This window comes from Sphingopyxis flava (genome assembly GCF_900168005.1).
GTDB classification, from domain to species: domain Bacteria; phylum Pseudomonadota; class Alphaproteobacteria; order Sphingomonadales; family Sphingomonadaceae; genus Sphingopyxis; species Sphingopyxis flava.
In genome coordinates this window covers 1-17,150 of the sequence record NZ_FUYP01000018.1, presented here as the reverse complement: position 1 = coordinate 17,150, position 17,150 = coordinate 1, and the positions used below count along the sequence as shown (strand labels likewise).

Here is a 17,150-nt window from a genome sequence, read left to right as displayed (position 1 = left end):
GCGAATGGGAAGTCTGACCGCGCTCGATATCGTCGTGCTTGTCCTTGTCCTCGGCGGCGCCGTGCTCGGCTTCGCGCGGGGGCTCGTGCAGGAAGTCACGTCACTGCTCGCCTGGGTCCTGGCGATCCTGGCTGTGCGTTTCTTCCATGCGACGCTGACCGGCCTTCTTGCCGATTATGTGGGCACGCCGGGCGGCAGCGCGATGCTTGCCTTCGTGCTTCTTTTTGGCGGCGTATTCGCGGTCGCCAGATGGGGCTCGCGTGCGATGGGGCAGCGCAGTCGCGCCTCGATCATCGGGGGGTTCGATCGTGGCCTCGGCGCCGGATTCGGCGCGGTGAAGGGTCTGGTGCTCGCGACGGTCCTGTTCATGGCCGTGACATTGCTCTATGATATCGGCTATGGAAATGCCCAGCGCCCGGCCTGGATGAGCGACAGCCGTACCTATCCCGCGCTGGGCGCGACGAGCGCGGCACTGAGCAAGGTCATCGCCGACCGCCGTGCCGAAGCGCTAGCGGCAACGCAAGAGGATGCGGCGGGTCGCGCGCCATGAGCGCCCCACTCTATAATCGCGATATCCTGGCGCTTGCGGTGGCGACCGCGGACTATCCGCTGCCCGCGACGGCGCGCCGCCGCGCCTCGCTGCGGGCGCCGCTCTGCGGCAGCCGGATCATCGTCGATCTCGATACGGATAAGGAGGGACGGGTGAGTGCCGTCGGCCTCCATGTCGAGGCATGTGCTCTCGGGCAGGCCTCTGCGGCGCTGCTCGCGCGCCATGCACCGGGACGGAGCCTTTTCGAGATCCGCGACGCGCGCGACGCCATCGCCCGGTGGTTCGCGGGCGAGGGAGATGCGCCCGACTGGCCGGGTTTCGACCTTCTCGCGCCTGCCCGCGACTATCCGGCGCGGCACGGCGCCATCCTGCTTCCCTTCGATGCCGCGGTCGCGGCGTTTGAAGGAGCGGAACTCGGCGCATGATGCTGACGGTCCTCGCGGTGGGACCGGCGGTGACCGAACGGGTCGCCGAAACGCCAACCGACACGCTGCTTTTCGAAGGGGCGATCCTGCTCGGCGTTGCGACGCTGTTCGTGATGATCTTCCGCCGCCTCGGCCTCGGCGCCGTGCTCGGTTATCTCATTGCCGGTGCCCTTGTGGGACCCCATGGACTCGGATTGGTAGGCGGCGGCGAATCAAAGCTCGCCATCGCCGAGCTCGGCATCGCTTTCCTGCTCTTCCTCGTCGGGCTTGAACTTCATCCGCGGCGCCTGTGGCAGCTTCGCAAGGCGATTTTCGGACTTGGTCTTGCGCAGGTGGTCGTGACGGGGCTCGTCCTCACCGGCCTCATCCTTGCGACCCAGGGGTTCAGCTGGCAGGCCGCGCTTGTTCTTGGCCTGCCGCTTGCGCTCTCCTCGACCGCGCAGGTGCTTCCCAGCCTCAAAAGCTCGGGCCGGATCAACTCGCCCTTCGGCGAAAAGGCCTTTTCGATCCTGCTCTTTCAGGATCTCGCGATCGTTCCGATGATCACTATCGTCGCTGCCCTGTCGCGCGCGCCGGCGGATCCCTCGGCCCCACCGGGGGGCGTGCTTGCGCTTTATACCCTTGGCGCGATCGCGGGTCTCGTGCTCGCGGGGCGTTTCCTCGTCAATCCGCTGCTCCGCCTCGTCGGTCGTTATGGCGAGCGCGAGCTGTTCGTGGTCGTGGGGCTGCTCGTCGTGCTGGCAAGCGCGGCGCTGATGCACAGCCTTCACCTCTCGACCGCGCTCGGCGCCTTCATAGCAGGCGTGATGCTCGCCGATTCACCCTACCGACACGAAATTGAAGCGGATGTTGAACCCTTCCGCCTCATTCTCCTCGGTCTCTTCTTCCTCGCGATCGGCATGATCCTCGATGTCAATGTGGTTCTCGCCGATCCGCTGCGTGTCCTGGGGCTCGCTGCAGGCCTCGTCGCGACCAAAGTGGCGGTGCTTGCGCTTTTGGTGCGGGCGTTCGGCAAACCGTGGAAGACTGCGCTCGGCCTTGCGCTGTTGCTGAGCCAGGGCGGCGAGTTCGGCTTCCTCCTCTTTACCCAGGCTCAGCAGGCCTTGCTGATCGCCCCGGCGGCGGCGAGCCTGTTCAGCGCCGTGGTGACGCTGTCGATGGTTTCGACGCCCTTCCTGATGCTCTTTGCCCGCAATCTTGAATTCGAGCCCGATCGCGATGAGGTGGGTCTTGCTGGCCCCGAGAACGCGCCGCGCGGATCTGCGCTCGTGATCGGCTATGGCCGGTTCGGTCAGATCGTGGCCCAGATGCTTCACGCAGTGGATTGTTCGGTGACGCTCATCGACAAGAAGCCGAGCCAGATCGAACTTTCCGGCCGCTACGACACCAAGGTCTATTATGGCGACGGTCTGCGACTAGACCTCCTTCGCCGCGCGGGCGCCGACGAGGCGCGGCTCATCATCTATTGTATCGACGACCCCTCGGTCGATGCGGGCGCGCTGCGGCAGGTAATCGAGGCTTTCCCGCAGGCCAAAGTGCTGATGCGCGTTTTCGACCGGCGCCAGTTGATGGCGATCGAGGGCGCGGGAGCGAGCGGCGCGGTGCGCGAGGTGTTCGAAAGCTCGATCGCGCTCGGGCTGATGGCGCTCGAACAGCTTGCCGTCGACCCGCGCCAGATGGAGGACGTGGAGACGGCACTTCGTCAGCTCGATGCAGCGCGGCTTGCGGCGCAGATGGACGAAGGCGACCTCGCGGCGGGCAGCGAGCACCGCTTCAAACCGGGCGGCGGGCGCGAGTCGGCAAGCGTGCTCGAGACCCTGCGCCAGCGGCGGCTGGCGGCGAAGGCCGCACGCGAAGAGGAAGCTGCGCACGCGGCAGGTCCCGAAGCGGCGTAGAGCATTTTCGCCCTTCAGGCGAAGAGTTCAGGCACGATCGAGAAACTCGGCCACGGCATCGAGACCATAGTCTTCGGTCACGAAGCTTAGCCCGATGCCGCGCGTCAGGATGAGCGGCAACTTTCCGCCGCGCACCTTCTTGTCGTGCGCCATGTGGGCAGCGAGCGCGGCGCCGGAGGCGTCAATTCCCGCGCTCGCAAGGCTGTGGGGCAGGCCGAGGCTCGAAAGATGATCGCGCACCCGCTCAGCATCTTCGGGCGGGCAGAGGCCCTTGGCGGCGGAAAATTCATGCGCGAGAACCATGCCCGCTGCGACCGCTTCACCGTGAAGAAGGCGCTCCGAATAGCCGGTCTCTGCCTCGAGCGCATGACCGAAGCTGTGGCCGAGGTTCAAGAGCGCCCGCACATCCTTCGTCTCGCGCTCGTCGGCGGCGACAATGCGCGCCTTGGCCGCCACGCTGTGGGCGATCGCCGTGTGGCGGGCATCACCATCACCCTTGAGCAAGGCGGCGCCGTGCGCCTCGCACCAGGCGAAAAAATCCGCGTCGTCGATCAGCCCATATTTGACCACTTCGGCATAGCCTGCGCCCAGTTCGCGCGGTGGCAGGGTCGCGAGCGTCGAAGGATCGATGACGACGAGTGCGGGCTGGTGGAAGGCGCCGATCAGATTCTTGCCCGCTGCGACATTGATCGCGGTTTTGCCGCCGACGCTGCTGTCGACCTGCGCGAGAAGGGTTGTGGGAACCTGGATGAACGAGCAGCCCCGCTTGACGATGCTGCAGGCGAAACCGACAAGGTCGCCGATGACGCCGCCTCCCAGCGCGATCACATGATCGCTGCGCTCGATACCTTCGCTGATCAGCCATTGGGTGAGCCGCGCAAGACCGTCCCAGCTCTTGCTGGCCTCGCCGGCAGGAAGCACGAAGGAGGAGAAGGAGATGTTCTCGGCGCCAAGCGCCACGCCGACGCGTGCCAGATAGGATTCTGCAACATTCGCGTCGGTGATGATCATCGTGCGCGGCCGATTGAGAAGCGGCGCGACATGGCGGCCGATGTCATGGAGCAGCCCGTCGCCGATCAGGATCGGGTAGCTGCGCGCGCCAAGATCGACGGTCAGACTTTCCATGTCGCAAGCGCCTCCAATATCGCCCGCACCGTGTGCTCGTGCGGGTTGCTGGCCGAGCTCACGCGAATGTGCGCCTCGGCGTAGATGGGATTGCGGACGGCTGCGAGTTCGCGCAGCACCTCGCCGGGGTCGCGATCCTTGAGAAGGGGGCGGTGGCTCCGGCGGCCGACGCGCTCGACGAGGGTCGAAATGTCGGCATCGAGCCAGATGCAAAGACTGTCCTTGAGGATGAGCGCGCGCGTCTCGTCGTTGATGAAGGCGCCGCCACCGGTTGCAAGCACATGCGGACGACCTGCGAGAAGCCGCGCGATCACCCGCCGCTCGCCGTCGCGGAAATGGGCCTCGCCGAAGCGCGCAAAAATGTCGGAGATGGTCATGCCCGCCGCGTGCTCAATCTCGTCGTCGGCGTCGGCGAAGGGCATTTTGAGCCGTTGCGCCAGGCGGCGGCCGATCGTTGATTTTCCCGAACCCATGAGACCGACAAGCACGATCGATCGCTCGCGGATCGATGGCGCGATGGCGGGGTCAAGGCTTTTCGGGTTTCGCGTCATCGTGCGCGCGGCTATACCGAAGGGCCTGCGCGGAACAATGGTTTTTGGCGCGAACGATGAACCGAGGGTCACGAGGCATATTGCGCACAAGGAGCAGATCGGGAAAAGGCCGGTGGATCGGGCGATTGGTCGTGCTGGTCTTGCTGCTCGTTGCCTTCTGGCTATTGCTGCTGTTCCTTGGCCGGCCGATCGAGCCGAAGATGATTGAGGTGGATGTGACCGACGTGATTGCCGTAGCCACGCCGAGTGAAGGCCTGGGCCGATGAAAAGCCGGCTGCTCGCAGTGACGCTGGCTCTCTCGGGAAGCGCCATCGCCGCAGCGCTGGTCTTGCCCGTCGTTGCCCAGGAGTCGCTTCTGCCCGAAGGCTTCGGGTCTCCCCAGCCCGCAACCGCTCCCGCGCCGACCCCCGGTCCGTCGCCGACAAGTGCGCCGGCGCCAAAGGCTCCAGCGGCACCGGCGCCGAAAGCGGGGGCATCCCCGCTCGCGCCGCCGGTCACCACAACGCTGCCGGCGAGCGATGCCGCCGACGCCAGCTCCGAAGACGGCGAACTTGAGGAAGGCACCTCGGGCCAACTTAAATATGATTTCCCGCCGGGCACGCGGCGCCTTTTGACGCGCATCGGTCCGCTCACGCCCGAAACCGGGGGCCTCGCCCCCGACGCATTCGGAGTGCGCGGCCAATATGCCGCCGCGATCATGCGCAACACAAGCGGGCGGCTTGCATCGCGCTGGGGGCAGATATTGCTTCGCCGCGCGCTGGTTTCGGCGATTGATACGCCGCCGACAATCAACGGCGCTGATCTCGCCGCCGAACGCGCGGCGCTTCTCCTGCGGATGGGCGAATCGATCGCGGCGCGCCGGATCGTGCAGTCGGTGGACCATGACCGTGCGAGCCAGCGCCTCGTCCAGGTTGCGCAGCAGGCCTATCTTGCCACGGCCGACCCGGCGGGGATGTGCCCCTATGTCCCTGCAGGACTGGCGCACGGCGATGAGCAGACGTGGCGGCTGTCGGCGGCGATCTGCGCAGGCCTTTCAGGCGAAGCGGGCCCCGCGGGCTGGGCTATCGGGCGTGTCCGCTCGAGCGGCAAGATCGCGAATTTCGACATATTGCTCGCCGAGCGCGTGCTCGGCGCGACCGACGCCGGCCGCCGCTCGACGACGATCGAGTGGGACAATATCGACCGCTTGACGAACTGGCGCTTTGGCATGGCGACTGCGACGGCGATTCCGATTCCCGCCGAGCTTCGCGCGTCGCAGCCCGCCTATATGCGCGGGTGGACGGTGCTCGCCCCGATGACCGAAATCGACGATCGGATTGCAGCGGCGCCCGATGCGGCGGCGCGGGGCATCTTGTCGAGCACAGCCTATGTGTCGCTTCTCAGCGCCGCGGCAAGCGAGGCAGAGCCCCCCGTGCCTCTCGCGGCGCAGACGGAGACGCTGCGCAGCGCCTTTCGCGCGGCAAGCGCCGCCGATCGCTACGCCGCGATGGCGAGATTGTGGGAGGGGGCAGGCAGCACCGTCCAGCGTTACGCGGCGCTGATCGCGACCGCGCGAGCGGCAGCCGCGCTGCCGACGGGAACCGACGTTGGCGATGACCCCTGGCAGTTGATCGGCTCGATGCTCGCAGGCGGCTATGACCAGAACGCGATGGCGTGGGTCCCCAAGGTGAATGTTGGCACGCGCGCCTGGGGCGTGCTCGCGGTCGGATCGCCCCGTCCGCTCAATGGAACAAGTGCAGGCCGCATCGCGCGCTTTGCAGGCAATGACGACAGCGCCGATCAGCTTCGCTCGAAGCTGCTCCTCGCCGCCCTCGCCGGGCTCGGGCGCATCGACGCCGGTGATGCGGCCTCGGCGGCTAGCGACCTCGGCGTCGACCTTGCGCGCGAGACCCGCTGGGCGCGCGCGATCGATCAGGCGGCCCAGCGCCGTGAACCGGGCATGGTCGCGCTGCTCGCCGCGGCGGGCATGCAGGGCGACTGGGCAAAGATGCCGCCCTATCATCTCTATCGCATTGTCCGCGCGCTGCGCGGCGTCGGCCTCGAGGCAGAGGCGCGAATGATCGCCGCCGAAGCGCTGGTTCGGGTCTGATTGCGCGCTCTCGATGGACACGGCCGACGGCGCGCTGATCGAACGATTTCTGGAGATGATGGCGGCCGAACGGGGCGCCGCGCGCAATACGCTTGCCGCCTATCGCCGCGACCTTGATCAGGCGTCCGTGCAGGCGAAAGGGCGTCTCGCCCGGGCGACGCCGCCGGTGCTGCGGCAGATCATGGCGGATTATCGCGCTCTCGCTGCCAGCACCGCTGCACGCAAGCTTTCCGCTCTGCGCCAGTTCTTCGCCTTCCTCCTCGACGAAGGCGAGCGGCCAGACAATCCTGCGCTCGATATTGCGCGCCCGGCGACGCGGCGACCTTTGCCGCGCATCCTCACCCATGCGGATGTGGAAAAGCTATTCAGGCAGGCGGAACGCGAAGCCAAAGGTGAGACGCCGCCCGCCGCGGCGGTTCGCCTTCTGCTCCTGCTCGAACTGCTCTATGGTTCGGGCCTCCGCGCGAGCGAGCTCGTGTCGCTCCCGCGCCGCGCCATTGCGGGCGACCGGACGTTTTTGATCATACGCGGCAAGGGCGAGAAGGAGCGATTGGCGCCCTTGTCCGAGCGCGCGCGCGGCGCGCTCGACCGCTGGCTGCCGCTGCTTGCCGAGGGCTCGCAATGGCTTTTCCCATCGGCAAAGGGCCATGTGTCGCGGGTCCGCCTGTTTCAGATGCTGCGAGCCTTGGCCGGCCGCGCCGGGCTCGATCCGCAGGCCGTGAGCCCGCATGTGCTGCGCCACGCTTTTGCCACTCACCTTCTCGAAGGCGGCGCCGATCTGCGCGCGCTGCAACTGATGCTGGGTCACGCCGATATCGCGACGACCGAAATCTACACGCACGTCGACAGCCGCCGTCTCGTGGAGCTGGTCAACAAACGGCACCCGCTTGCACAGATGGCGGTCGGAGAGGACGTTGACCTGAAGCCGCCGACCGCTTAGCGCTCTGCCGATGACAGCCTTTCTGGACTTCGAAAAACAGGTCGCCGCGCTCGATCGGCAGATTGCGGAACTGCGCGAAATGGGGGAAGACCCCACGCTCAACATCGAAAATGATATTGCGCGGCTCGAGGCAAAATCCTCGAAATTGCTGCGGGAAATCTATGCCAAGCTGACGCCGTGGCAAAAGACGCAGGTCGCGCGCCATCCCGACCGGCCGCATTTCAAACATTATGTGGCGGGCCTGTTCGACGACTGGATGCCGCTCGCAGGTGACCGAAATTTCGGCGATGACCAGGCAATCCTTGGCGGTCTTGCGCGCTTCCGCGGTCGCCGCGTGATAGTGATCGGGCACGAAAAGGGCGACGATATCCCCTCGCGCATGAAGCATAATTTCGGCATGGCGAAGCCTGAAGGCTATCGCAAGGCGATCCGCCTGATGCAGCTCGCCGACCGCTTTGGCCTGCCCGTGGTGACGCTGGTCGACACGTCGGGGGCATTTCCCGGTATCCAGGCTGAGGAGCGCGGGCAGGCCGAGGCGATTGCGCGTTCGACCGAACAATGCCTTGCGCTCGGCGTGCCCATGGTCGCGGCAATCGTCGGGGAGGGCGGGTCGGGCGGCGCGATCGCGCTCGCAGCGGCCAATCGGGTGCTGATGTTCGAGCATGCCGTCTATTCGGTGATTTCACCCGAAGGCTGCGCCTCGATCCTCTGGCGCACCTCGGACAAGGCTCCCGAGGCAGCGGCGGCCATGAAAATGGCGGCGGAGGATCTCCTCGCACTCGGGGTAATCGACCGTATCGTTCCTGAGCCTGTCGGCGGCGCGCACCGCGCACCCGAGGTGGCGATCAAGGCGCTCGGCGATGCCATCGCGGAAGAACTGGGCACGCTGGAAGAGCAGCCCCGCGAGGCACTGCTCCTCGCCCGCGAGGAAAAATTCCTTGCGATGGGCCGCGCGTAGGGCGGGAACCGGTCGCGCTTACTGGCGTTTTCCGTCACGCCCCTATCGCGAAGAGGGTGAGGTTGAACGCAAGAAAAGGGAGATGCGCCAATGGCCCGCATGACAACTTCGATCGCGTTGGCGATGGTGCTCGCGGGATGTGCAGCGGCCGGCGGCGGCGTGAGCGGTCCGGCCGACGCCAGGACGAAGGCGATCAAGACCGCGACCAGTATCACTGCGTCGGAACGCCAGCAGGGCGCTGAGGCGCATCCGCAGCTCCTGCAGGAATTCGGGGGGACCTACTCGGGACCGCAAGCAGCATATGTTACCCGTGTCGGGCAGAATATCGCAGTCCAGTCCGGAATGTCGAATGCGAGGAGCGACTTCACGGTCACGCTGCTCAATTCGCCGGTCAACAATGCTTTTGCGATACCGGGCGGCTATATTTACGTCACGCGTCAGCTCATGGCGTTGATGAACGACGAGGCGGAACTTGCTGGCGTCCTCGGGCACGAGGTCGGGCACGTCGCCGCGCAGCATAGCAAGAAGCGTCAGTCTGCGGCGACGCGCAACACCATTCTTGGCGTCTTGGGCGCGGTCCTCGGCGGCGCGATCGGCGATAATGGCGGTCTCCTCGGATCGCTTGGCGGGCTTCTGCAGAATAATGCGATGCAGGTCGCTCAGCTCGCGACCTTGGGCTTTTCGCGCAGTCAGGAGCTCGAAGCCGATCAGCTCGGCGTTCAGTATCTGAATAGCGCAGGCTATGACCCGATGGCGCTCTCGACGATGCTTGCAAGCCTTGCCAATCAGACCAACCTTGAAGCCCGGCTGGCAGGCGGCGATGCCCGGTCGATTCCCGAATGGGCGAGCACCCACCCCGACCCGGCTTCGCGCGTGCGCAACGCACAGACGCTCGCGAGCCGCGCGGGCACTGGTGGCGTTCGTAACGCGGACGCGTTCATGGGCTCGCTCGACGGTGTTCTTTACGGCGACGATCCAGCGCAAGGGGTTGTCGAGGGACGCCAGTTTCTCCATCCCGACCTTCGTCTCGCCTTCACCGTTCCCAATGGCTACGGGATGCAGAATGGGACGAGCGCAGTGAGCGTGAGCGGCAACGGCGGCCAGGCGCAATTTTCAACCGGTCCTTACAGCGGCGACATGAATGCCTATATCGCCGCCGTCTTCAAGGCAGTGGGCGGCGATGCAAATCTCACGCCATCGAGCATCCAGCGTACGACGGTGAACGGCATTCCCGCTTACTATTCGACCGTAAGGGCGAACAGCCAGTCGGGGCAGGTCGATGTCACGGTGTTCGCTTATGAGTTCGCGAAGAACAGCGCTTTTCACTTCGTCGCCCTGACCAAGGCGGGCGGGGCGGGAACATTCAATCCGATGTTCACCAGCCTGCGCCGTCTCAGTGCGAGCGAGGCGGCGGCGATCAAGCCGCGCCGCGTCGATGTGGTGACGGTAAAGAGCGGTGATACGCTGGCCAGCCTGGCCCGCCGCATGGCCTATGGCGACTACCAGGCCGAGCGGTTCCAGGTGCTCAACCGCCTCGCCGCGAATAGCCGACTGACCCCGGGGCAAAAGGTCAAGCTGGTCGTGTACGCAAGCCGCTGACGCCTCGCTCGCAAAATTTCGATCAGGCATAGAAAAAGGGGCAGTGATGCTCACCGCCCCTTTATCGTTGGTTTGGCACGTCCCTCGAGAAGGGCGATACCTGGTAAAGCTTAGAGCTTCGCCGAGACGTTGTTGAAGGTGTCGCCCACGCCTTCGCCGACCGCGGTCATCGCGGTGATGCCAGCAACGGCGATCAGAGCGGCGATCAGGCCATATTCGATAGCGGTCGCGGCCTTGGTGTCGCGAGCGAACTTCTTGATGAACTTCATGTCTGGTCTCCTGATAAGTCACTTACCCTGTTGACGGTCTGGTCGTGGTCAACATCGGCGTTCTACGGAGAATTGGTTTTGAAACTCTTAATGGGATCGGCCCCTTGTGCCGGCTTTCAGTCCCACTAGAGGACAGCCCCCGCCGTCATTGCGACATTGTTCCACATCGAACTGGTCTTAGTTCCGACGTCGGATACGGCGACGCTGGCCGCCAGAAAGATCAGGGCCAGGATCAGCCCATATTCAACGGCTGTCGCGGCCCTGGTCGACCGCATCAGCCCTCTCATCATATTCATTGCTCCACCCCTGCCGACGTTATAGTTCCCGAGGGTTCCATGCTCGCACAGGAAGGTTAACGATTTGACCGCGCTTTCCCCTACGAAATCGCCGCAAAACTGTCTCATTGTGGTAGCGGTCGCACTCGTCGACAAAGACGGCCGCCTGCTTGTTCAGCAACGCCCCGAGGGCAAGCCCATGGCGGGCCTGTGGGAATTTCCCGGCGGCAAGATCGAACCCGGTGAAACGCCCGAGGCGGCGCTGGTGCGGGAACTTCGGGAAGAACTGGCGATCGACGTCGAAGCGGCTTGCCTTGCACCCGCCTGTTTCGCGAGCGACGCGCTGGACGGGAGCCATCTCCTTTTGCTGCTTTACGTCTGCCGCAAATGGCAGGGCGCGCCGGAGCCAATCGACGCGAGCGCGCTGCGCTGGGTGCGGCCGGTGGAACTCCACGGACTGGCGATGCCGCCCGCGGACAAACCTCTTATCGGTCTTCTAGAGGCGCTTCTTTAATCAGCGCTTCGGCTTCAGCGCGTCCGCGAGCGAGGCCGTACCGCTGCCGCGGCGGGCCGGACGCGGCTGGTCGGGATGCGGTGCCCAGCCGCTGAAATGAACGAGGCGAAATAGCTCGGATACCCGGCCATCGGGGTCGGACTTTGCGGCGAATGCAGCGGCGATGCGGGCGGTTTCCTCGCGCGTCAGCGGCGGCGGCGCGGGGGCCAGGCGGCTCGCAAGGCCCGCGGCACGCAGATCGCGCACCAGCGCGAACCAATCCTGGTAGCGCACGGTCAACGCTTCCACGTCGACGACCGGCATCGCAAAGCCGATGCGCTGGAGCAGATTTCCCATCGCTGAAAGGTCGATCTGCGGGTGCAGGCGCGCGATCGGACGTACGCCTTCGCTCATCACGGCGCGTCGCTGCTGCGGGAGGCTGCCGTCGCCAACGAAGGCTCCGAGTAGAAGACCGTCGGGCGCGAGCAGCGCCCGCAGGCGCACCAGCGCTCCTGGTACATCGTTGACGCTGTCGAGCCCGCCCGGCCAGACGATCAGGTCGAAGCTTGCAAACGGCAGATCGATGCGATCGGCCTCGCCCACAATCGCATCGCTGTGCGCCGCGAGGCGCGGACCTGCCTCGAGGATGCTGAGCCGGGTGCCCGTAGCGCGCAATTGATCGGCAAGCGCAGCGTCATGTGCCCCGATCATGAGAGTACGCGGGAAGTCGCGCGTCACCATCGACAAGCGATCGAGCAGGGTCTCGGCGATGACGGGGGCCAGAAAATTGGCGCTCGCGGGCAAGCGTGCCATCCGGTCGCGCTGGGAGCGATGGCGCTCGGGAGAGAAGAGCGGGGCGGGGGTGTCGGACATCGGGCGCTTGTGCCGCCTCCGGCATGGCTTCACAAGTCCGGCACGGACCAGGTGTGCCGATCGCAACGCGTGTCCTGCGAGGTTTTGCAAGATTTTTGCTTACCAGGTCTCGCGCTGCCGTAGAGGTTTCTGCGCCGCGCCGAAGGTGTCTGGATGAGCGCCTTTTGCTGTGCAGGTGCCATCACCGCGCGAACTTCGGCAACTTATTTGACATTGCTGCACTTGATTCCGATATGCAGGGGGAAAGGATGTCAGGATAGCCGCATGGCGATGATTGAAGTCTATACGAAATTTCTCTGCCCCTATTGCACGCGCGCGAAAGCGCTGCTCGAGAAGAAGGGCGCAGATTATCGCGAGATTGACGTGTCGATGGATCGCGCGGGCTTTGACGCGATGGTCGAGCGCGCCGGCGGCCGCCGCACGGTGCCGCAAATCTTCATCGAAGGCCGCCACATCGGGGGAAGCGACGACCTTGCTGCGCTCGACGCGCGCGGCGAGCTGGATCCGCTCCTGGGGCTTAGCTGAGATGATTGTCTTCGATCTGCGGTGCAGCGCCGGTGACCACCGGTTCGAGGCCTGGTTTGCAAGTAGCGAGAGCTTCACCGACCAGCAGGCACGCGGACTGATTGCGTGCCCGGTATGCGGCGATGCCGGGGTCGAAAAGGCCGTAATGGCGCCGCGGGTCGCTGCGAAATCGAACCGTCAGCCCGATGCCGCAACTCCGCCCGCGGCGCCTGCGGAGCCGAGCGGAACGTCGCAGGAGGTGGTTCGCAGACTGCTCGCCGAAATTGCGGAAAAGCAGGCCGAAATGCTGCCCCGATCGCGCTGGGTGGGCCGTGACTTTGCCGATGCGGCGCGTGCTATGCACGAGGGCCGGGCCCCAGAAGACCTGATCCACGGACAGGCGTCGCCCGAAGAGGCCCAGGCGCTGCGTGACGACGGGATTGCCGCGGTGCCACTTCTGGTACCCTTCGTCCCGCCCGACGCGGTAAATTGATTCACGCCAATTGACGCTCGGCGCCCGGCCCCGCTACACGAGCCGCCGGCGCGCCCGTAGCTCAGCAGGATAGAGCATCAGATTCCTAATCTGGGGGCCACAGGTTCGAATCCTGTCGGGCGCACCATTCTCGAACAAAAGAGAGAACTGCGGGCGTGGTCTTGGCCACGCCCGTCGCGGCGCTCCGAGCCAGCACGGCTTTGGAGTCGCTGATGCGGATTTCTTTGGGCTGGACGCGCACCTTGCTGAGCAGCAGCCGGGCATAAACCTGACGCAGATCAGGCGGGCCATGATGCAGCGATATCGAGAGCTTCAATGTCCGCCTGCGGGATGAACTGCTCAATGGTGAAATCTTCTACAGCATGGAGGAGGTCCGGTGCGTCACCGGCTGGTGGCGCGATCATTACAATCGCCTCCGGCCGCACAGCAGCCTCCGATATCGACCCCCGCCTCTGGAAACGAACAAGATGTCAGCCTGGCCGATCGGCTCCGCTGCGCTCCGCCTCCCGCCCATGCTGGCATCGGTGGCGATCTTCAACTAACTATGCAACCGGACCTGTCATCGCGGCAGTCCAGCGGGGCCTCCGGCTGGATTGGAGGCTCCTTTGGCGGTTCTCCCGGAACCGCTGCCGGGCCTGTGGCGGTGCGATGGTAGGCACCGGTGTGGGCGGAGCCAGATCAGCGCTCGGCTCCGTGATTCTGCAAGCTTGCCGGGCAGGAAATCGCTAGCGGCGTCTGCGATTACAGCCGAGCTTCCGTCGCCGGTTGCCAAGTCATTTACCGATGTGGCTGAGTGCATTCGTTCATATATTTATGAACAGTACTCAGGGATAAGTACATAAATATATGATTTTTATATCTTGAAAAGTTCATATATTTATGTCATAAAATGCGTTGCAAGGACACTTGAATATGAACACGCATCAAGCCGCACTCGCCCGCAAGCAACTGGAGCGCCGCCTAGCACCGCTCCGGGATGCGCCGATAATTGCCCCGCCTAAGGGATGGGTCAAGGCTATCCGCGAATCCCTTGGCATGACCGCCCGACAGCTTGCCGCCCGCATGGGAGCGGCACCGTCCCGCATTCCTGCCATCGAGAAAGCGGAAGTTACGGGCGCGACCACGATCAAGACCTTGCGGCAGGCTGCCGAGGCGATGAACTGCACTTTTGTTTATGCCTTTGTCCCAACAAAGCCGCTGGATGACATTTTGCGCGACCGCGCCAAGCAGAAGGCACAGGCGGATGTCGTTCGCCTCGATCACACCATGAGACTTGAAAATCAGGCACTTCTCAAGTCTGACCTTGAGGCGGAGCAACAACACATGATCGACCTCATCCTGTCAGGGTCGCTTCGCGGCTTGTGGGACGGCGAGCAGGGACGACATGACTGATCCCTTGTTCGAGAGCGACGACGATGCCAATACACCGCTGACTGCCGAGGAGCGGGAGCAGCTTATACCGTCATATATCACGCTGCGACATGAACTGAATGAGGCCGAGCAGGTCAATATCGGCAAAGCGCTGAGATGGGCCAATGCTCGCCGCCGCGACGTGCTGGATCAGGATTTTCTGAGCGATCTTCACAAGCGGATGTTCGGCGATGTGTGGCGTTGGGCTGGGCGATATCGCACAACCGCCCGCAATATCGGCGTGGACGCCTATCGCATAGCGATGGAAGTGCGGCAGACCATCGACGACGCGCGATATTGGGTGGACCACGAAACCTATTCATCCGACGAAATCGCCGTGCGCTACAGTCACCGGCTCGTCGCCATCCATCCTTTCCCGAACGGCAATGGGCGGTTCTCGCGCCTTGTCGGTGATTTGCTGGCTCGTCAGCTTAGCCAACCGCCCTTTACATGGGGACGGGCTAACCTTGTGGATGCAGGGGAAACCCACGCGCGATATATCGAAGCCCTGCGTGCTGCCGACAATCATGACATTGCTTCATTGCTGCTTTTTGCGCGTTCTTAAAACACGTTGAGGAAATTACCGCCGCAGCCGCCACAACCGACCTTCAAGGCCGCAATGTTCGAGAGCCACGACGTTATCGGGGCCATAGGCAATGAGAATGCTCTCGACATTACTGCCCGCCACGTGCATCTGCGCAGCCGGATCGATGAACGACACACGACCTTTCAGAAACAGGATCGCATCGGCGGTCGATAACACGACATCATGAAGCCACCGCGCACCGACACGTGGGGGAACAAGCGCAACGCCGTTCCCGTGTCGCGCCATTCTTAGCAGCCAGATTTTCGCAGGCGCCGCCATATGGGGGATTGAGCCAGGCCCGGCCTTTCCACGCACGGGATAGGCCGTTTAGTGATCCAGGACAATCCGGACCGCCCGTGCGCGAACCTCCAGCGCAAATTTGTTCGTTGTCTTACTGATCTTGGGCCCTTCCTCTCAAGAGCTAGGGCCTCCCGGCAATCCCGGGGCGTGTATGGATGCCCCCAGTTTTGCAAGGTGATTTTCGGACGGTTTCGACGGCTGGCGCTTCTATCGCTCGTGTATCAGGCCTCTTGCTGTGGCCTGATATTCGCCACGGGCCGGTATGCAGTTCGAAGAACGAGGTCCACATCGGTTCAGAGAGCTTTGGTGCTCGAGCCCCGGGACTGGTTTGCTCGTCCTGAACATTGAAGTCCTTGCCGCATATTCGTCAGTCGATCTCCTTGCCGGGGCTCGTGGCCCCTAAGCGCTTACCGCTTCCCATCGAAGGCGAGCGGTTCACGCCATCCGGTAATTTTCCTCCCGTGTCATCATTGCCCAGATTTGCCGCGCCATCTTGTTGGCCAAGGCGACGGCGGCCACCATACGCGGCTTGCGCCCCAGCACACGGCCCAGCCAGTTATCGGGGAGCACGCCCTTGCGCACGATCCACCGGATCCGGCTCATGGCTCCGACGATCAATAGCTTGCGGATGTCGGCCTGGCCCATTTACTAACCCTGCCGAGCCGTGTCTTGCCACCGGTCGAGCGCTGCCGTGGAACCAGGCCGAGCCAGGCGGCGAGTTTCGTCCGCTGGCGAAGGTGCGCAAATCGGGCGCGAACGCCATTATGGCACCCGCCGTTACCGGCCCGACCCCGGGAACCGTGCAGAGGCGACGCATCGCATCATCGACTTTCATCGATGCGCGCAACTTGAAGTGCAGTTCTTCAATTTTCTGTGTGAGCGCCGCGATCTGGTCCAGATACAGGCGAACGATGTCACGCACCACGTCAGGGATATCGATGGCATCGTCGTCCATCATGCCAACGACAGCTTTGAGGTTTGCAGGCCCTTGGGCGACGACCAGCCCGAACTCGGCTAGGTGGCCGCGCAGGGCGTTGATCAGTTGTGTCCGCTGCCCGACAAAGGACTGGTGCGTTCGAAAGGCAACCGCACGGGCTTGTTGTTCGGCGTTCTTGACCGTCACGTAATGCAGGTCCGGACGTAGCGCCGCCTCGGCAATCGCCGCTGCATCCGCCGCGTCATTCTTCTGCCGCTTGACGAACGGCTTCACGTAGATCGGCGGGATCAAGCGAACTCGTGGCCCGCGCTTTGAGCGAACCGGCCCCAGAAATGGCTCGTCGCGCAGGCCTCCATTGCCACAATACACGGCGCTTGCTCCCGTAGAACCGTCTCGAGCTTTGCGCGCGAAACCGCCCGATTGAATAGAACCGCCCCTCCCGGCGCTGTGGCGCAGATCTGAAAGCTGCGCTTCGCGAGGTCGATCGCAAGAATGTAGACGTCGGTCATCTGATAATCCTCCTTCTCCAACGCAATATCGCGCCGGTCTGGCATCATACGATGCCGATCGAAGGGGGCATCCACCCCATCAGTTCAGGCCTCGCACGTGCTTTCTCTTAACGTGAATTCCGCTCCGAGCACTCGCAAAGGGCTAAAGTGGGAGGGGCGTCCGGTCACCGGTGGAAGGCCCGAGCGGCGGCAGGGCCGTTTGCTCACTTATCGATAATTCCGATCAAAGGCACCGGTATTTTCGGTTTTCGTATTGCAACATAAGGGGCTAGAACCTGCATTCCCCAAGTGGCGTGTCGTTTGAGGTGAAGATCGCCTGTATCCGAGCGCTAGACAAGGATTTTCTGCCGCAAGCGGCACCTGCGGTCG

The 17,150-nt window shown here is 64.0% G+C and carries 19 protein-coding genes, 1 tRNA gene and 2 pseudogenes; 15 read left to right on the top strand and 7 right to left on the bottom strand.

The features are described from left to right. Nucleotides 1-4: 4 nt before the first annotated feature. The 3 genes from B5X69_RS14140 to B5X69_RS14130 are packed head-to-tail and all read left to right on the top strand — an operon-like array spanning nucleotide 5 to nucleotide 2,870. On the top strand, nucleotides 5-550 hold the full coding sequence (locus B5X69_RS14140) for a CvpA family protein (RefSeq protein ID WP_176141619.1): 546 nt from the start codon (nucleotides 5-7) through the stop codon (nucleotides 548-550). Next, the gene (locus tag B5X69_RS14135; protein WP_079639356.1) at nucleotides 547-975 is read left to right on the top strand and encodes an iron-sulfur cluster assembly scaffold protein; all 429 of its coding nucleotides are present in this window, start codon (nucleotides 547-549) and stop codon (nucleotides 973-975) included. The genes B5X69_RS14140 and B5X69_RS14135 overlap by 4 nt, the downstream gene beginning before the upstream one ends. Beyond that, nucleotides 972-2,870 (top strand): cation:proton antiporter domain-containing protein, encoded by a 1,899-nt coding sequence (locus B5X69_RS14130; protein WP_079639355.1) that lies wholly within the window; start codon nucleotides 972-974, stop codon nucleotides 2,868-2,870. The genes B5X69_RS14135 and B5X69_RS14130 overlap by 4 nt, the downstream gene beginning before the upstream one ends. A 27-nt stretch (nucleotides 2,871-2,897) precedes the next feature. On the opposite strand, the gene aroB is transcribed toward B5X69_RS14130, so the two are convergent. Continuing rightward, nucleotides 2,898-3,995 (bottom strand): 3-dehydroquinate synthase, encoded by a 1,098-nt coding sequence (aroB, locus tag B5X69_RS14125; protein WP_079639354.1) that lies wholly within the window; start codon nucleotides 3,993-3,995, stop codon nucleotides 2,898-2,900. After that, nucleotides 3,983-4,546, bottom strand: coding sequence for a shikimate kinase (locus B5X69_RS14120; protein ID WP_079639399.1), 564 nt, complete (start codon nucleotides 4,544-4,546; stop codon nucleotides 3,983-3,985). The genes aroB and B5X69_RS14120 overlap by 13 nt, the downstream gene beginning before the upstream one ends. Before the next feature lie 125 nt (nucleotides 4,547-4,671). On the opposite strand from B5X69_RS14120, the gene B5X69_RS21540 reads away from it, so the two are divergent. The 5 genes from B5X69_RS21540 (at nucleotide 4,672) to B5X69_RS14100 (ending at nucleotide 10,132) form a co-directional block, all read left to right on the top strand. Continuing rightward, the gene (locus tag B5X69_RS21540) at nucleotides 4,672-4,812 is read left to right on the top strand and encodes a hypothetical protein (RefSeq protein WP_176141618.1); all 141 of its coding nucleotides are present in this window, start codon (nucleotides 4,672-4,674) and stop codon (nucleotides 4,810-4,812) included. Continuing rightward, nucleotides 4,809-6,635 (top strand): hypothetical protein, encoded by a 1,827-nt coding sequence (locus B5X69_RS14115; RefSeq protein ID WP_079639353.1) that lies wholly within the window; start codon nucleotides 4,809-4,811, stop codon nucleotides 6,633-6,635. The genes B5X69_RS21540 and B5X69_RS14115 overlap by 4 nt, the downstream gene beginning before the upstream one ends. Nucleotides 6,636-6,648: 13 nt before the next feature. Continuing rightward, a complete protein-coding gene (locus B5X69_RS14110) occupies nucleotides 6,649-7,575 on the top strand; it encodes a tyrosine recombinase (protein ID WP_079639352.1) in 927 nt (308 codons plus the stop codon). Between the two features lie 10 nt (nucleotides 7,576-7,585). Continuing rightward, complete coding sequence (locus B5X69_RS14105; RefSeq protein ID WP_079639351.1) at nucleotides 7,586-8,533, top strand: acetyl-CoA carboxylase carboxyltransferase subunit alpha; 948 nt, start codon at nucleotides 7,586-7,588, stop codon at nucleotides 8,531-8,533. Nucleotides 8,534-8,623: 90 nt separating this feature from the next. Beyond that, nucleotides 8,624-10,132 (top strand): M48 family metalloprotease, encoded by a 1,509-nt coding sequence (locus B5X69_RS14100; RefSeq protein ID WP_079639350.1) that lies wholly within the window; start codon nucleotides 8,624-8,626, stop codon nucleotides 10,130-10,132. A 110-nt stretch (nucleotides 10,133-10,242) separates the two neighbouring features. Here the strand turns inward: B5X69_RS14100 and B5X69_RS14095 are convergent, their stop codons facing one another. Further along, a complete protein-coding gene (locus B5X69_RS14095; RefSeq protein ID WP_079639349.1) occupies nucleotides 10,243-10,401 on the bottom strand; it encodes a Flp family type IVb pilin in 159 nt (52 codons plus the stop codon). A 125-nt stretch (nucleotides 10,402-10,526) separates the two neighbouring features. Further along, nucleotides 10,527-10,676 (bottom strand): Flp family type IVb pilin, encoded by a 150-nt coding sequence (locus tag B5X69_RS14090; protein ID WP_342745796.1) that lies wholly within the window; start codon nucleotides 10,674-10,676, stop codon nucleotides 10,527-10,529. Between the two features lie 85 nt (nucleotides 10,677-10,761). Between B5X69_RS14090 and B5X69_RS14085 the strand changes: the two genes are divergently transcribed. Next, nucleotides 10,762-11,190 (top strand): (deoxy)nucleoside triphosphate pyrophosphohydrolase, encoded by a 429-nt coding sequence (locus tag B5X69_RS14085; RefSeq protein WP_079639348.1) that lies wholly within the window; start codon nucleotides 10,762-10,764, stop codon nucleotides 11,188-11,190. On the opposite strand, the gene B5X69_RS14080 is transcribed toward B5X69_RS14085, so the two are convergent. Further along, complete coding sequence (locus tag B5X69_RS14080) at nucleotides 11,191-12,042, bottom strand: class I SAM-dependent methyltransferase (protein WP_245798750.1); 852 nt, start codon at nucleotides 12,040-12,042, stop codon at nucleotides 11,191-11,193. 264 nt (nucleotides 12,043-12,306) lie between these two features. Here B5X69_RS14080 and grxC point away from each other — a divergent pair, with 264 nt between their 5' ends. The 6 genes and pseudogenes from grxC to B5X69_RS14050 all read left to right on the top strand — a co-directional run bounded on the left by grxC (nucleotide 12,307) and on the right by B5X69_RS14050 (nucleotide 15,014). Continuing rightward, the gene (grxC, locus tag B5X69_RS14075) at nucleotides 12,307-12,567 is read left to right on the top strand and encodes a glutaredoxin 3 (protein WP_079639347.1); all 261 of its coding nucleotides are present in this window, start codon (nucleotides 12,307-12,309) and stop codon (nucleotides 12,565-12,567) included. 1 nt (nucleotide 12,568) lies between these two features. Further along, nucleotides 12,569-13,039: a DUF1178 family protein gene (locus tag B5X69_RS14070; protein ID WP_079639346.1), complete on the top strand. Its 471-nt coding sequence runs from the start codon at nucleotides 12,569-12,571 to the stop codon at nucleotides 13,037-13,039. A gap of 50 nt (nucleotides 13,040-13,089) precedes the next feature. Next, a tRNA-Arg gene (locus tag B5X69_RS14065) sits at nucleotides 13,090-13,166 on the top strand. Between the two features lie 178 nt (nucleotides 13,167-13,344). Continuing rightward, a pseudogene (locus tag B5X69_RS21995) lies at nucleotides 13,345-13,581 on the top strand (integrase core domain-containing protein); the annotation flags it as partial. 370 nt (nucleotides 13,582-13,951) lie between these two features. Next, the gene (locus tag B5X69_RS14055; protein ID WP_079639344.1) at nucleotides 13,952-14,431 is read left to right on the top strand and encodes a mobile mystery protein A; all 480 of its coding nucleotides are present in this window, start codon (nucleotides 13,952-13,954) and stop codon (nucleotides 14,429-14,431) included. After that, nucleotides 14,424-15,014 carry a mobile mystery protein B gene (locus tag B5X69_RS14050; protein ID WP_079639343.1) on the top strand — a complete coding sequence of 197 codons (591 nt, stop codon included), beginning with the start codon at nucleotides 14,424-14,426 and terminating at the stop codon, nucleotides 15,012-15,014. Before B5X69_RS14055 ends, B5X69_RS14050 begins: the two co-directional genes overlap by 8 nt. Before the next feature lie 15 nt (nucleotides 15,015-15,029). On the opposite strand, the gene B5X69_RS14045 is transcribed toward B5X69_RS14050, so the two are convergent. Both B5X69_RS14045 and B5X69_RS14040 read right to left on the bottom strand, forming a co-directional pair. Continuing rightward, a complete protein-coding gene (locus tag B5X69_RS14045) occupies nucleotides 15,030-15,281 on the bottom strand; it encodes a hypothetical protein (RefSeq protein ID WP_079639342.1) in 252 nt (83 codons plus the stop codon). A gap of 489 nt (nucleotides 15,282-15,770) precedes the next feature. Continuing rightward, nucleotides 15,771-16,781: pseudogene (locus tag B5X69_RS14040) on the bottom strand (IS110 family RNA-guided transposase). Nucleotides 16,782-17,150: the final 369 nt, after the last annotated feature.

Excerpts from the sequence above, each read along its gene's own strand:
- B5X69_RS14140 (WP_176141619.1), top strand. The coding sequence starts at position 5 with ATGGGAAGTCTGACCGCGCTCGATATCGTCGTGCTTGTCCTTGTCCTC.
- B5X69_RS14135 (WP_079639356.1), top strand. The coding sequence starts at position 547 with ATGAGCGCCCCACTCTATAATCGCGATATCCTGGCGCTTGCGGTGGCG.
- B5X69_RS14130 (WP_079639355.1), top strand. The coding sequence starts at position 972 with ATGATGCTGACGGTCCTCGCGGTGGGACCGGCGGTGACCGAACGGGTC.
- aroB (WP_079639354.1), bottom strand. The coding sequence starts at position 3,995 with ATGGAAAGTCTGACCGTCGATCTTGGCGCGCGCAGCTACCCGATCCTG.
- B5X69_RS14120 (WP_079639399.1), bottom strand. The coding sequence starts at position 4,546 with ATGACGCGAAACCCGAAAAGCCTTGACCCCGCCATCGCGCCATCGATC.
- B5X69_RS14115 (WP_079639353.1), top strand. The coding sequence starts at position 4,809 with ATGAAAAGCCGGCTGCTCGCAGTGACGCTGGCTCTCTCGGGAAGCGCC.
- B5X69_RS14110 (WP_079639352.1), top strand. The coding sequence starts at position 6,649 with ATGGACACGGCCGACGGCGCGCTGATCGAACGATTTCTGGAGATGATG.
- B5X69_RS14105 (WP_079639351.1), top strand. The coding sequence starts at position 7,586 with ATGACAGCCTTTCTGGACTTCGAAAAACAGGTCGCCGCGCTCGATCGG.
- B5X69_RS14100 (WP_079639350.1), top strand. The coding sequence starts at position 8,624 with ATGGCCCGCATGACAACTTCGATCGCGTTGGCGATGGTGCTCGCGGGA.
- B5X69_RS14095 (WP_079639349.1), bottom strand. The coding sequence starts at position 10,401 with ATGAAGTTCATCAAGAAGTTCGCTCGCGACACCAAGGCCGCGACCGCT.
- B5X69_RS14090 (WP_342745796.1), bottom strand. The coding sequence starts at position 10,676 with ATGCGGTCGACCAGGGCCGCGACAGCCGTTGAATATGGGCTGATCCTG.
- B5X69_RS14080 (WP_245798750.1), bottom strand. The coding sequence starts at position 12,042 with ATGTCCGACACCCCCGCCCCGCTCTTCTCTCCCGAGCGCCATCGCTCC.
- grxC (WP_079639347.1), top strand. The coding sequence starts at position 12,307 with ATGGCGATGATTGAAGTCTATACGAAATTTCTCTGCCCCTATTGCACG.
- B5X69_RS14070 (WP_079639346.1), top strand. The coding sequence starts at position 12,569 with ATGATTGTCTTCGATCTGCGGTGCAGCGCCGGTGACCACCGGTTCGAG.
- B5X69_RS14055 (WP_079639344.1), top strand. The coding sequence starts at position 13,952 with ATGAACACGCATCAAGCCGCACTCGCCCGCAAGCAACTGGAGCGCCGC.
- B5X69_RS14050 (WP_079639343.1), top strand. The coding sequence starts at position 14,424 with ATGACTGATCCCTTGTTCGAGAGCGACGACGATGCCAATACACCGCTG.
- B5X69_RS14045 (WP_079639342.1), bottom strand. The coding sequence starts at position 15,281 with ATGGCGCGACACGGGAACGGCGTTGCGCTTGTTCCCCCACGTGTCGGT.